This is a genomic window from Bradyrhizobium jicamae, from assembly GCF_018130695.1.
Classification (GTDB): domain Bacteria; phylum Pseudomonadota; class Alphaproteobacteria; order Rhizobiales; family Xanthobacteraceae; genus Bradyrhizobium; species Bradyrhizobium jicamae_B.
On sequence record NZ_JAFCJX010000021.1, the window covers coordinates 36,043 to 48,674 of the forward strand.

Here is a 12,632-nt window from a genome sequence, read left to right on the forward strand (position 1 = left end):
CGCTTGTGTGATCGGGGGAAAACGGCTGACTTCGCCGAAAGTTATGGACTGGGTGCCCTCTGAAGGAGGCGACGTCAAGGCGTCATTTGACGTTGTTTCCGATCCATTTCCGGGCAGCTGCCTCGGCCTTGGCGCGGTCCGCGGGGCTCAGGTCGGACAGCATGCCGTCGAGGTCCGGGTCACCCTTGCCGGCGGTCTTGGCGATAATGTGCCATTTCAGCGCCTCGACCTTGTCCTGCGGCACGCCCGCGCCGACCGCCAGCACATGGGCGAGGCGGTTCTGCGCGATCGGCGAGTTCTGCCGCGCCGCCTTGCCCAGCAGGGCCACCGCGGCCGGCTTGTTCTGCGGCGTGCCGGTGCCGTTGAACAGCGCGATGGCGTATTCGACCTCGGCATCGACATTGTCGGCGAGCGCCGCGGCCTGCAGCAGCCGCGCCGCCTTCTCGAGGTCCTTTGGCACTCCGGTGCCCTCCTTGTAGAAGGTCGCGAGCGCGTATTGCGCCTCCGGGCTGCCGGCGTCGGCCGCCATGCGGAGCAGCTCGGCGGAGCGCCTGGTGTCCTGCGGCAGCGTCTGGCCGTCGAGATAGAGCAGCGCGAGGTTATAGGCCGCCTTGGGCTCGCCGAGCTTGGCCGCGGAGGCCAACAGCTTCACGGCGTCTTCCTTGTTCACGGGGCCGCCGCGCCCGGCGATCTTCATCATCGCCAGTGCGAACATCGCCTCGCGGTCGCCGGCGTCGCTAGCGCGCTGATACCATTGCAACGCCTTGCCGTAGTCGCGCTTGACGCCGAGCCCATTGGCATAGAGCTCGCCCAGCATGGTCATTGCCTTGGGGTCGTTGTTGTACTGCGCGCGCGAGGTGGCGAGGTCGAGCGCGGTCTTGTACATGCCGCGCTGATAGGCGCCGTAGACGAGATCGACACTGGGATCCTCGAAAGCCGGCGAGGGCGACGGCGATGGTGTCGGCGTCGCGGCCGGCTTGGGCGCGGCCTTCTTGGCGGCGGCTGCCGCCTTGGCCTTGGCGGCATCATGGGTTGAGGCTTTCGGCGCCTCCTTCTTCGCAGCCGGCGACTCTTTGCTTGCCGGCGCCTCCTTCGGCGGTTTGGGCGCAGGCGTCTGCGCGACCGGCGGCGTGATCGAGAGCTGCGCCAGCGCACTGCCCGCGAGCATCGTGCAGCCGAGCGCGAGCGCTATCGGACCGAGACGCTTCATTCCTGTGCGGCCCCGGCGTTGGCAAACGTCTCGGCATGCGCCTGCGCAATCGTCTCCGCGACGTCAGTCAATGCCGCCTTGGCGCCGCGCGGATCGGCCCAGATGAAATCGCCGACCAGCACGAAATCGGCGCCGGCGGCAGCGAACTGATGCGCCTCCTCGCGCGAGATCGCATAGCCGACGCAGGGCGGCTCGAACAATTCGTCCCACCAGCCGAGCCGCTCGGCGATCGCTTCCGCAGATGGCCGCTGCCCGCTCGCATCGGGCTCGCCGAACAGCACGTAGTCGGCGCCGGCTTCGCCCGCGGCCATCGAATCGTGTCGGGTCGACAGCCCGCCGACACCGACGATGCGGTCGGGCTTCAGCGACGGCATCGCGTCTTCCATCGCAGCGATGCCGGTGAGATGCGCGCCATCGGCGCCGCCGCGCGCGACGAGATCGGCGTGGCCGTCGATCAACAGCGCTGCGCCGGCATTCTGGACGACCGGTGCCAGCGCCTTCACCCGCGAGATCATGCCGCGCTGATCGGTCTCGCGCAGCCGCACCAGCACGGCTGCGACGTCGGCCGCCGCCAGCAGCTCGGGCAGGGCGCCCACAAGCGCGGTCGTGTCATCGACAACAGGCGTCGCGAGATAGAGCCGCGGCGCCGGGCGCGGTGGAGGAGGTTTTGTCGCCAATTACGCCGCCTTTTTCTCGAGACCTGCGTCCCATTTGCCGGTGCTTGCCAGGCCATTCATCTTCGCGCGATGCGCGAAGGCCTGCTGGCCGGCCACAACATTTTCGACCTTGCCGGACCACGCCTTCTGCGGCGCCGCCTGCAGCGCGCGGCCGTAGGAGAAGGTCAGCTTCCAGGGAAGGCCGCCGATCTTGTTCATGGCGTCGAGATGCGCGGTCGCTTCCTCGTCGCTCTGGCCGCCGGACAGGAAGGCGATGCCGGGCACCGCGGCGGGCACGCAACTCCTCAGCAGGCGGATGGTCTTCTCGGCGACCTCCTGCACGGAGGCCTGCTTTGCGCATTTCTTGCCCGAGATCGCCATGTTGGGTTTCAGGATCATGCCTTCGAGCGCAACACGCTGCACGCGCAATTCCTGGAAGGTGCGGTTCAGCACACGCTGGCTCACCTCATAGCAGCGGTCGATATCGTGATCGCCGTCCATCAGCACTTCGGGCTCGACGATCGGCACGATCTGCGCGGCCTGGCACAGCCCGGCGTAGCGCGCCAGCGCATGCGCATTGGCACGAATCGCGGTCTGCGTCGGAATCCGTGCCCCGATATCGATCACCGCGCGCCATTTCGCAAAGCGCGCGCCGCGCTCGTAATATTTTGTCAGCCGCTCGGCGAGCCTGTCGAGGCCGACGGTGACGAGCTCTCCCGGACAGTTCGGCAGCGCCTGCGTGCCCTCGTCGACCTTGATGCCGGGGATGGCGCCTGCCTGCTCGATCAGTCTGACCAGCGGCGTGCCGTCCTTGGCATTTTGCCAGATCGTCTCGTCATAGAGGATGACGCCGGAAATATACTGGCTCATCGCTTCCTTCGAGCGGAACAGCATCTCGCGATAGTCGCGGCGGTTGTCCTCGGTCGACTCGACCTTGATGGCGTCGAAACGCTTCTTGATGGTGCCGGAGGATTCGTCGGCGGCGAGGATACCCCTGCCTGGGGCGACCATGGCGACGGCAATTTTGTTGAGGTCAGTCAGATTCATCGAGAGGTCCTCCCAATTCGCTTCTGCCTTGCCTGCGAAAATAGACCGTTCTCGGGCAATTGCCGAGTTAACGTTCGTCGCAGGGTAAAGGGGGAGGGGCGTAAGGAAGGCATATCGGACGAGGCGCAGCGGCATCGGCACCGCGCTCCCTCTCCCGCTTGCGGGGGAGGGTCGGGGTGGGGGTGCTTCCGCGTTGGGATTCCCTGTGTGGAGAGAGCCCCCACCCGCCGTACTCTTCGAGTACGTCGGCCTCCCCCGCAAGCGGGAGAGGCGAAGAGAGTTCGCGGATGTTGAAGATCGATCAGGCCACCCGCGCGATCGCTACGCGACCTTGGGATCCAGATCGCCCTTGGCGTAACGCTTGGCCATGTCAGCGGTGGTCAGCACCTTCTTGATCTTGCTGGCTTGCCCCGCGGTGTTGAATTCCTGCAGGCGCTGCTTGCACAGCTTGGTCATGGCTTCCATGGCCGGCTTCAGGTATTTGCGCGGATCGAACTCTTCCGGATTGTCGTTCAGCACTTTCCGGATCTGGCCGGTCATCGCCATGCGGTTGTCGGTGTCGATGTTGATCTTGCGCACGCCGTTCTTGATGCCGCGCTGGATCTCGGCAACCGGCACGCCCCAGGTCGGCTTCATCTTGCCGCCATTGGCGTTGATGATCGCCTGCAGGTCCTCCGGCACCGACGAGGAGCCGTGCATCACGAGGTGCGTGTTCGGCAGCTTGCGGTGGATCTCCTCGATCACCTTCATGGCGAGGATGTCGCCGTCAGGCTTGCGGGTGAACTTGTAGGCGCCGTGCGAGGTGCCCATCGCGATCGCCAGCGCGTCGACCTTGGTCTCCTTGACGAACTTCACGGCCTCGTCGGGATTGGTCAGCAGCTGGTCATGCGACAGCTTGCCCTCGGCGCCATGGCCGTCTTCCTTGTCGCCCATGCCGGTCTCGAGCGAGCCGAGCACACCGAGCTCGCCTTCCACCGAGATGCCGCCGAGATGGGCCATGTCGGTCACGGTCTTGGTGACGCCGACATTGTAGTCCCAGTCACCCGGCGTCTTGCCGTCGGCCTTCAGCGAGCCGTCCATCATGACAGAGGTGAAGCCGGCCTGGATCGCGGTCATGCAGGTCGCGGGCTCGTTGCCGTGGTCGAGATGCACGCAGACCGGAATCTGCGGATAGATCTCGGTGACGGCGTCCATCATGTGCTTGAGCATGACGTCGTTGGCGTAGGAGCGGGCGCCGCGCGAGGCCTGGATGATCACGGGCGCGTCGACCTCGGAGGCTGCCGCCATGATGGCCAGCGCCTGCTCCATGTTGTTGATGTTGAACGCCGGGACGCCATAGTCGTGCTCGGCCGCGTGGTCGAGCAGTTGCCGCAACGTAATGCGAGCCATTCCAATTCTCCCTGTACTTGCAGCGCTTTCGCGCCGATCGATGTGAATTAGCGCTTCTTCAAGACCTCAACGCCGGGCAGCGGCTTGCCTTCCATCCATTCAAGAAACGCGCCGCCCGCGGTCGAAACGTAGGAAAAATCTCCGCCGACGCCGGCCTGGTTCAGCGCCGCGACGGTGTCGCCGCCGCCGGCGACCGTGATCAGCTTCTTCGCCCTGGTGCGCTCGGCGGCGTGCTTGGCCGCCGCCACGGTGCCTTTGTCGAACGGCGTCAGCTCGAAGGCGCCGAGCGGGCCGTTCCAGACCAGGGTTGCCGCGTCGTCGATCGCGGCATGGATGCGCGCGATCGATTGCGGGCCGACGTCGAGGATCATGCCGTCGGCCGGGATGGCGTCGAGGCCGTAGGCGTGCGACGGCGCGTTGGCCGCGAACTGGTTGGCGACGACCGCATCGACCGGGAGGATGATCGCGCAATTGGCTGAATTGGCCTTCTCGACGATGCGCAGCGCCGTTGCGGCGAGATCCTTCTCCGCGAGCGACTTGCCGACCGCTGTGCCCTGCGCATGCAGGAAAGTGTTGGCCATGCCGCCGCCGATCACGAGCGCGTCGACCTTGGTCACGAGGTTTTCGAGCAGGTCGATCTTGGTCGAGACCTTGGCGCCGCCGATGATCGCGATGACAGGCTTGGTCGGGGCTTCCAGCGCCTTTTCCAGCGCGACCAGTTCGGCCTGCATGGTGCGGCCGGCATAGGCCGGCAGCTTGTGGCCGAGGCCTTCGGTGGTGGCATGCGCGCGATGCGCAGCCGAGAAGGCGTCGTTGACCCAGATGTCGCCGAGCTTTGCGAGCTCAGCAACGAAGCCGGCGTCGTTCTTTTCCTCTTCCTTGTGGAAGCGGGTGTTCTCGAGGCAGAGAATGTCGCCGTCCTGCATCGCAGCCACAGCCTTGGCGGCGGGCTCGCCGATGCAGTCGTCGGCAAACGCAACGGGCTTCTTGATCACCCTGGACAGCGCGTCAGCGACCGGCTTCAGCGAGTCTTTGGCGTCGCGGCCCTTGGGCCGGCCGAAATGGGCGAGCAGGATCACCTTGCCGCCCTTGTCCGAGATTTCGGTGATGGTCGGCGCAACGCGCTCGAGCCTTGTCGCGTCGGTGACGCGGCCATTTTCCATGGGGACGTTGAGGTCGACGCGCAGCAGCACGCGCTTGCCCTTCACGTCGACGTCGTCGAGGGTGCGGAATGATTTTGTCATGAGGCGATATCTCTTGTCCCGGGCGCTGCGCAGCGCGTAGCGGTGCGCTGCAGAACCGGGACCCACGCAGGGGTGGGTCCCGCGGTGGCATGGGTCCCGGCTCAGCAGTGCAGCGTCTCGACGCTGCACTGCGTCCGGGACACGAGACTTCGGTTACAGCAGCTTGCCGATCGCAACCGCCGTGTCGGCCATGCGGTTCGAGAAGCCCCACTCATTGTCGTACCAGGACATCACGCGCACCAGCGTGCCGTTCTGCACCTTGGTCTGGTCCTCGTGGAAGGTCGAGGAGTGCGGATCGTGGTTGAAGTCGATCGAGACGTTCGGCGCTGACGTGTAGCCGAGGATGCCCTTGAGCTGCTGCTCGCTGGCGCGCTTCATCGCCGCGTTGATCTCCTTGGCGTCGGTGGCGCGCTTGGCAACGATCTTCAGATCGACCACCGAGACGTTCGGGGTCGGCACGCGGATCGCGACGCCGTCGAGCTTGCCCTTCAGCTCCGGCAGCACCAGGCCGATCGCCTTCGCCGCACCCGTCGAGGTCGGAATCATCGACATCGCCGCCGCGCGGCCGCGATAGAGATCCTTGTGCAGGGTGTCGAGCGTCGGCTGGTCGCCGGTGTAGGCGTGGATCGTGGTCATGAAGCCGGTCTCGATGCCGACGAGATCGTTCAGCACCTTGGCGACCGGAGCGAGGCAGTTCGTCGTGCACGAGCCGTTCGAGATCACCATGTGATCCTTGCTCAGCGTGTCGTGGTTGACGCCGTAGACGATGGTGGCATCGGCGCCATCGGCCGGCGCGGAGACCAGCACGCGCTTGGCGCCGGCGGTCAGATGCGCCGAGGCCTTGTCCTTGGCGGTGAAGATGCCGGTGCATTCCAGCGCGACGTCGACGCCGAGCGCCTGCCACGGCAGCTTGGAGGGATCGCGCTCGGCGGAAACCTTGATCTTGCCGTTGCCGAGTGAGAGCGAGTCGCCGTCGACGGTCACGGTGCCGGGGAAGCGGCCGTGCACGCTGTCGAAGCGCAGCAGATGTGCATTGGTCTCGACCGGGCCGAGGTCGTTGATGCCGACCACCTCGATGTCCTTGCGGCCGGACTCGGCGATGGCGCGCAGGACGTTGCGGCCGATGCGGCCAAACCCGTTGATCGCGACGCGAATTGCCATGCTGGTGTCTCCTCTAATAGCTGCTGCCGGCCCCGAGGGATGGCTCCCACGAGGGTTTTACGGCGGAACGCCCGGTTCGGCCGGGCGGAAGCGGAAGATTGTGGGGCTTTGGTAATCCTTTTTTGCCCCAAGCTCAACCGTCTGCAGCGATGTTCCAGCGAGGCCTCAAACCCGCTTCATGGCAGCGTTAACAACGGCCTCGGCGGTAATGCCGAAGTGCTTGTAAAGCTCCTTCGCCGGGCCGCTTTCGCCGAAGCCGTGCATGCCGATGAAATCGCCGTCATGGCCGATCACGGCATCCCAGCCCCAGCGCACCGCGGCCTCGACCGCGATCTTGACCGGGGCATTGCCGATGATCGCCTTCTGGCGCGCTTCCGGCTGCTGCAGCAGCAATTCCAGCGAGGGCACCGAGACCACGCGCGTTGGGATGCCACGCTCGGCGAGCTGTTTCTGGGCAGCCACGGCGATCTCGACTTCGGAACCGGACGCGAACAATGACACTTTTGCGTCACCGCTGGCTGCGACCAATTCGTAGGCACCGTGGCTGCAGGGATTGTCGGATGGAGCTGACGTGCGCAGCTGCGGCAGGTTCTGGCGGGTCAGCGCCAGCACGGTCGGGCCGTCGACGCGATTGAGCGCCAGTTCCCAGCACTCCGCGGTCTCGATGGAATCGCAGGGGCGGAACACGCGCATGTTGGGCATGGCGCGCAGCGCGGCGAGATGCTCGACCGGCTGGTGGGTCGGGCCGTCCTCGCCGAGGCCGATCGAGTCGTGCGTCATGACATAGACAACGCCCGCGCCCATCAGCGCCGACAGCCGAATCGCGCCGCGCGCGTAATCGGTGAACACCAGGAAGGTGGCGCCGTTCGGCGCGAAGCCGCCGTGCAGGAAGATGCCGTTCAGGCACGCGGCCATGCCGTGCTCGCGGATGCCGAAATGGATGAAGCGGCCCTTCGGCGTCTTCGCGGCGAAAGCTGTCGCCGACTTCGCCTTGTTGTTGTTGGAGCCGGTCAGATCGGCGGAGCCGGCGACGAACTCCAACGGCATTGCCGCTGCAATCGCCTCGATCGCAGCTTCGGATGATTTGCGCGTGGCGACGTTGAGCGGCGTCTCCAGCAGCGACTTCTTGTGCGCGCGCAGCGCCTTCGCCAGCGACTGCGGACGCTCGTGGCGCAGGCGGCGCTCGAACTCGGCTTTCTTGCGGGTGCCGAGCTGTGCGAAGACGTCGTTCCATTCCTTGTGCGCAGCCGCGCCGCGCGCGCCGGCCTCGCGCCAGGCCTTCAGCACGTCGTCCGGCACCGAGAACGGCTCGAGCGAGATGCCGAGCTTCTCCTTGGCGCCCTTCAATTCCTCGGCGCCGAGCGCTTCGCCATGGGCCTTGGCGGTGCCGGCCCGGGTCGGCGCGCCAAAGCCGATCGTGGTCTTGCAGGCGATCAGCGATGGCTTGCTCGCCTTCTGCGCCCGCGCGATCGCAGCCGCGATTGCCTGCGGATCATGGCCATCAATGAGTTCAGCAGCCCAGCCGGCCGACTTGAAGCGCTTCACCTGGTCGACAGAGTCGGCGATCGAGGTCGGGCCGTCGATCGAGATGCCGTTGTCGTCATACAGCACGATCATCTTGTTCAGCCGCCAGTGGCCGGCCATCGCGATCGCTTCCTGCGAGATGCCTTCCATCAGGTCGCCGTCGGAGGCGAGCACATAGGTGTGGTGGTTGACGATCTTCTTGCCGAACTCGGCGGCCAGCATCTTCTCTGCCAGCGCCATGCCGACCGCGGTCGCGATGCCCTGGCCGAGCGGGCCGGTGGTGGTCTCGATGCCCTTGGTGCGGAAGTTCTCGGGATGGCCGGGGGTGAGCGAATCGACCTGGCGGAAATTCTTGATCTGGTCGAGCGTCATGTCCTTGTTGCCGGTCAGGTACAGCAAGGCGTAGAGCAGCATCGAGCCGTGGCCGGCGGAGAGCACGAAGCGGTCGCGATCGGGCCAGGCCGGATCGGCGGCGTCGTATTTCAGCACCTGGGTGAACAGCACGGTCGCGATGTCGGCCGCGCCCATCGGCAGGCCGGGATGGCCGGACTTGGCCTTCTCGACGGCGTCCATGGCGAGGCCACGGATCGCATTGGCCATACGGGTGTGATCGACCTGCGTCATGATGAAAATCCGCCTGAAATGAAGAGCTTGGGGAGCTTACGGAACGGACGGGCAGCCGCGAACCGCGCGCGATGGCTTTTAAGGGGTCGGCGTGGCTTAGCACCTCGTTTCCCCGACTCCAAGGCGATCAAACGCCCGAAAACGGGGAAAAGTTGCGCAAAAAGGCCCTGAGTCCTGCCATTTCGATTGCCCGGGAACCGGGCGCCGGACAAGCCCCTCATGGTGAGGAGCGCGTAGCGCGTCTCGAACCATGAGGCCCCGTCCGGGCCCGCATCCTTCGAGACGCCCGCTTCGCGAGCTCCTCAGGATGAGGGGTGAGAGCGGTTGTGCCGCAGTGGGACTTGTCCGATAGATCGGTGCATAGCTTTGCGGCGGCGTTGCGCATCGCTCGCTCACCACGTAAATTTCGTCTCCTAAACGCTTGCCGAAGCGCCGATTTTGCCCTGCGGCAGGCTCGACCAGGGGTCCGCGCCGCGTCTCATGAGTAATCGTCCCGCCAACGGGTCAGCAAACGCCGAGCCAGCCGTGGCCGAAATCGACGCCGCCACGCGGCGGCTGATGACGGCGCTGGATGCGTTGGAGAGCGCGGTGGAACGGCGCCGCGAGGCCGACCGCGACGAGGACGAACTGGCGAGCCGCATCCACGCGCTCGGCACCGACCGTGCGCGGCTCGCCGACGAGCTCGACGGCTCCCTGGTCAAGACGCGACGGCTCGAGCGCGTCAATCGCGAGATCGCGGACAAGCTCGATACGGCGATCGGCACCATCCGCGCCGTGCTCGATGCGGAGAACAGCAAATGAGCCACATCAACGTCACCATCAACGGCCGGCAATACCGGATGGCCTGCGAGGAAGGCCAGGAGGTGCGCCTGCTCAAGCTCGCAGAGAATCTCGAAGCGCGCGTCGAGTCCTTGCGCGGAAAATTCGGCGAGATCGGCGACGCGCGTCTCACGGTGATGGCCGCACTCACCGCCTGCGACGAGCTGCTCGATGCCGGCAATCGCATCCGCACCCTGGAGGAAGAGCTCGAGACGCTGCGCAGCGCGCGCGTGGCCGCCGCGGATCGTGCGCGGCAGACGCAGGTTGCAGTGTCGGCTGCGCTCAATGCTGCCGCCGAGCGGATCGAGCGGACGACGCAGACGCTGAACAGGACGATCGGCGGCGGGATCGCGATCGGGTGAGGCGTGGAGAGCATCGGAAGAGAGGGCTGCGACCGAGGATGCTTCCGACATCATGCCAGTCGAACTGACCAGAGAGATCATCGAGAAGGCCTTCGATGAGGTCGGTCGATTGGCGGCCGAGCGCGGCATCGTTGTCGAGATCGCGGTCTATGGTGGCTCCTGCCTGATCCTCGCCAGCGATATCCGCACCGCCTCTGGCGACGTCGATGCGGTTTTTCTGGTCGAGGCCAAAGCGACCAGGGAGATCGCCGACCAGGTGGCTGTGCGTCTGGGATTGCCTCAGGAATGGATCAACGAGGGTGTCAAGCGTATGGCGCCGCCGCCCGGCGATCCTCAACCGAACCTGATCCTGGCGGGAGAGTATCCTCGGACAACGAACTCGATCGTCGGTCTCCGGGTCCACCTGCCGCCGCCGGCCTACATGCTGGCCATGAAGATCCTGGCCAATCGCCTCGTGGCGGACATTGAGAAGGTCGAGAGCGATTTGAAGGACGCGGTCGCCCTCATGAAGGTCACGAAAATGACCACCGAGCAGCAACTCGTCGATCTCCTCAAGGAGTGCTACCCTAACCTCCCGGGCATCGCCGTTCCGACGGTGTATCCGCGGATCAGGGTGAAGATCGAGACGCTGCTCGATGAGTACCGGAGAACCGAAAATGAGCCTCACCCGACCTGGCACGCTGGCACAGGTCCTGCTGTTCGTCCGTGATGGCGAGAAGTTCAGGTTCTGCATCGCCGGCTTCCTCGACGAGTTCTACGGAGACGTGTCCGATCGATCGCGCGCGGCGCGTATCGCGGACGATCCCGGGCTAACGGGTGATCCGAAGACGAACGCGCTGCTGGGGGCGATCGGAGAGCATCTTTCGATCCGATGGAATTTGGGACCTGCCCCGACATGGACCTGCCAGCCCGAGCGCTTTCTCGGCAGGCCATGGTTCATGGGGCACGAACGGATGAAGGGTTTCCTGCTCGCGGAAAGCCCGCTGGCGTTTCGGCGCCGGTTCATCTTCACGGAAGCTGAGCCGCTTCGCCGGGCGAGCATGCCGAGGGACGGCCGCTGGTGGGCTTATGAAACCATCCGTACCGGACTGACCCCCACCGCCGAAGAGCAGGCGGAACTTGACGAGCCGCATTCGCCGGCCCTGACGGGATGACGAGCCGGCGAAGACTAAACGTCTTGCCGGGGACGCCGGGTCTGAGGCCTAATCCGCGCGTCTTGGAAGCAACCCGTGGGAGCGAATAATGCCTGCTTACATGATTGCTTTGAACCGAAGCGTGCATGACCTCCAAAAGCTCGAAGCCTATTGGAAGGCGGCCGGTCCGACATTCGAAGGGCGGGACGCCAAGCCTCTCTCCAGCTATACGCAGGTCACGCCGCTGGAAATGATGGGGCCTCTCGAAGGGGTCGTCCTGATCGAGTTTCCCGATGTTGCGGCAGCCAAGGCTTGGTACGAAAGTCCCGCGTATCAGCAGGCAAAGCGGCACAGGGAAGGCGCAGCGGATACCGAGTTCTTCATTATTGATGGCGGCAGGGTCCCCGCTGAAGAGCGCCTGCCGCACATCCGAAACCGGAAGGCCTGAGATTGCGGTGCAGTGCACTCAACTCGCCGAGTGCACTCTCCTGATCAAGTGCACTCGCTCCGGAAGTCGCGTGCACGCGCCGCTGTCTGCTTGCGATCGCCGGATCAAACCGCGTCCTTGGCGACCTTCAGCGGCGAGGCCTTGACCGACTTGCTCGCCGGCTTGGCCGCAAACTGCATCGGCTCCTTGGTGAAGGGATTCACGCCCATGCGGGCTTCGGTCGCAGGCTTGTTCACCACCGACATCTTCACGAAGCCGGGAATGACGAATTCGCCGGATTCGTTGAGCTCCTTGTATCCGACGGTCGCCATGTACTCGATGACCGACTTCACGTCGTTCTTCGAAAGCTGCGTGCCCTCGGCAATTGCATCGATCAATTGGGTCTTGGTCATCTTCGCCATGTCTGGAATCCTTTGAATGGGCTTGCGCGTGAGCTGCGATGCAGCTCTGCCTGGGAAGCGGTCATACGACGCAGCGCGCTTCTGTTCATGCCTTTGGCCATGAAGCGACCGGGCTTAGAACCTATCGAGACCAGAAATGCAAGCCGCAGTCCGGCCAATTTCGATGACGGTGCACACAATGCGACTGTCGCGCGCGAGTGTCGGTGGACCGGTCGCAGCATTGAAACTACCCCTGATTGCGTGCAGTTTGTGGCGAGTGTATCGTCCACAGCCTTTACTTTGCTTCATTTGGAGGAAGAGGAATGAGAGCGCTTTGTGTTGCGGCCATGGTGGCGATCTTTGCAACGTCTTGGGCTGCGGCTGCCCCACTCTACGAATGTGGAGGCGATCCTGCTTGCCAGGCCAAGCGGGACAGGATGTCTCGGTCGACCTACAGCAAGAACATCAAGCGCTGCGTGGCATCAGCGGGTGCCACGATGGAGCAGTGGGTTGCCCATGCAGTGCCGAGACCACAGGCCGATAAGGTTCGAGCTTGCTTGACCGCGAACAACTAGCTTTAGGTTTCTCGGAGACCGAGGCGCCGCAGCCGGGGAATTGCGGTGACCGTGCTGCAC

Annotated in this window: 13 protein-coding genes; 5 read left to right on the forward strand and 8 right to left on the reverse strand. The window is 64.9% G+C overall.

All coding sequences use genetic code 11. The features are described 5' to 3' along the window. Positions 1–82: 82 nt before the first annotated feature. From JQ604_RS27545 to tkt, 7 genes are all read right to left on the reverse strand, one after another. On the reverse strand, positions 83–1,210 hold the full coding sequence (locus JQ604_RS27545; RefSeq protein WP_212363818.1) for a tetratricopeptide repeat protein: 1,128 nt from the start codon (positions 1,208–1,210) through the stop codon (positions 83–85). Next, on the reverse strand, positions 1,207–1,887 hold the full coding sequence (locus tag JQ604_RS27550) for a thiamine phosphate synthase (RefSeq protein WP_212363819.1): 681 nt from the start codon (positions 1,885–1,887) through the stop codon (positions 1,207–1,209). Before JQ604_RS27550 ends, JQ604_RS27545 begins: the two co-directional genes overlap by 4 nt. Next, entirely contained in the window at positions 1,888–2,913 is a 1,026-nt protein-coding gene (locus JQ604_RS27555) for a class I fructose-bisphosphate aldolase (RefSeq protein WP_212363820.1), read from the reverse strand. It abuts the gene before it with no gap. A gap of 321 nt (positions 2,914–3,234) precedes the next feature. After that, complete coding sequence (gene fba, locus JQ604_RS27560; RefSeq protein ID WP_212363821.1) at positions 3,235–4,302, reverse strand: class II fructose-bisphosphate aldolase; 1,068 nt, start codon at positions 4,300–4,302, stop codon at positions 3,235–3,237. A gap of 47 nt (positions 4,303–4,349) precedes the next feature. Continuing rightward, positions 4,350–5,546: a phosphoglycerate kinase gene (locus tag JQ604_RS27565; RefSeq protein ID WP_212363822.1), complete on the reverse strand. Its 1,197-nt coding sequence runs from the start codon at positions 5,544–5,546 to the stop codon at positions 4,350–4,352. Positions 5,547–5,699: 153 nt separating this feature from the next. Further along, the gene (gap, locus tag JQ604_RS27570) at positions 5,700–6,707 is read right to left on the reverse strand and encodes a type I glyceraldehyde-3-phosphate dehydrogenase (RefSeq protein ID WP_212363823.1); all 1,008 of its coding nucleotides are present in this window, start codon (positions 6,705–6,707) and stop codon (positions 5,700–5,702) included. A gap of 165 nt (positions 6,708–6,872) precedes the next feature. Further along, on the reverse strand, positions 6,873–8,855 hold the full coding sequence (tkt, locus tag JQ604_RS27575; RefSeq protein WP_212363824.1) for a transketolase: 1,983 nt from the start codon (positions 8,853–8,855) through the stop codon (positions 6,873–6,875). Positions 8,856–9,335: 480 nt separating this feature from the next. On the opposite strand from tkt, the gene JQ604_RS27580 reads away from it, so the two are divergent. The 5 genes from JQ604_RS27580 (at position 9,336) to JQ604_RS27600 (ending at position 11,617) form a co-directional block, all read left to right on the forward strand. Then, complete coding sequence (locus JQ604_RS27580) at positions 9,336–9,656, forward strand: DUF4164 domain-containing protein (protein WP_212363825.1); 321 nt, start codon at positions 9,336–9,338, stop codon at positions 9,654–9,656. Continuing rightward, entirely contained in the window at positions 9,653–10,036 is a 384-nt protein-coding gene (locus JQ604_RS27585) for a cell division protein ZapA (protein ID WP_212363826.1), read from the forward strand. The genes JQ604_RS27580 and JQ604_RS27585 overlap by 4 nt, the downstream gene beginning before the upstream one ends. Before the next feature lie 52 nt (positions 10,037–10,088). After that, positions 10,089–10,745 (forward strand): hypothetical protein, encoded by a 657-nt coding sequence (locus tag JQ604_RS27590; protein WP_212363827.1) that lies wholly within the window; start codon positions 10,089–10,091, stop codon positions 10,743–10,745. Beyond that, positions 10,693–11,190, forward strand: a complete 498-nt coding sequence (locus JQ604_RS27595; protein WP_212363828.1) for a hypothetical protein — start codon at positions 10,693–10,695, stop codon at positions 11,188–11,190. Before JQ604_RS27590 ends, JQ604_RS27595 begins: the two co-directional genes overlap by 53 nt. A gap of 88 nt (positions 11,191–11,278) precedes the next feature. Further along, the gene (locus tag JQ604_RS27600) at positions 11,279–11,617 is read left to right on the forward strand and encodes a DUF1330 domain-containing protein (protein WP_212363829.1); all 339 of its coding nucleotides are present in this window, start codon (positions 11,279–11,281) and stop codon (positions 11,615–11,617) included. A gap of 104 nt (positions 11,618–11,721) precedes the next feature. Here JQ604_RS27600 and JQ604_RS27605 read toward each other — a convergent pair whose 3' ends face one another. After that, the gene (locus JQ604_RS27605; protein WP_018323108.1) at positions 11,722–12,018 is read right to left on the reverse strand and encodes an HU family DNA-binding protein; all 297 of its coding nucleotides are present in this window, start codon (positions 12,016–12,018) and stop codon (positions 11,722–11,724) included. Between the last annotated feature and the right edge of the window lie 614 nt (positions 12,019–12,632).

Coding starts and splice junctions, on each gene's coding strand:
- JQ604_RS27545 (WP_212363818.1), bottom strand. CDS start 1,210: ATGAAGCGTCTCGGTCCGATAGCGCTCGCGCTCGGCTGCACGATGCTC.
- JQ604_RS27555 (WP_212363820.1), bottom strand. CDS start 2,913: ATGAATCTGACTGACCTCAACAAAATTGCCGTCGCCATGGTCGCCCCA.
- fba (WP_212363821.1), bottom strand. CDS start 4,302: ATGGCTCGCATTACGTTGCGGCAACTGCTCGACCACGCGGCCGAGCAC.
- JQ604_RS27565 (WP_212363822.1), bottom strand. CDS start 5,546: ATGACAAAATCATTCCGCACCCTCGACGACGTCGACGTGAAGGGCAAG.
- gap (WP_212363823.1), bottom strand. CDS start 6,707: ATGGCAATTCGCGTCGCGATCAACGGGTTTGGCCGCATCGGCCGCAAC.
- tkt (WP_212363824.1), bottom strand. CDS start 8,855: ATGACGCAGGTCGATCACACCCGTATGGCCAATGCGATCCGTGGCCTC.
- JQ604_RS27580 (WP_212363825.1), top strand. CDS start 9,336: ATGAGTAATCGTCCCGCCAACGGGTCAGCAAACGCCGAGCCAGCCGTG.
- JQ604_RS27585 (WP_212363826.1), top strand. CDS start 9,653: ATGAGCCACATCAACGTCACCATCAACGGCCGGCAATACCGGATGGCC.
- JQ604_RS27590 (WP_212363827.1), top strand. CDS start 10,089: ATGCCAGTCGAACTGACCAGAGAGATCATCGAGAAGGCCTTCGATGAG.
- JQ604_RS27595 (WP_212363828.1), top strand. CDS start 10,693: ATGAGCCTCACCCGACCTGGCACGCTGGCACAGGTCCTGCTGTTCGTC.
- JQ604_RS27600 (WP_212363829.1), top strand. CDS start 11,279: ATGCCTGCTTACATGATTGCTTTGAACCGAAGCGTGCATGACCTCCAA.
- JQ604_RS27605 (WP_018323108.1), bottom strand. CDS start 12,018: ATGGCGAAGATGACCAAGACCCAATTGATCGATGCAATTGCCGAGGGC.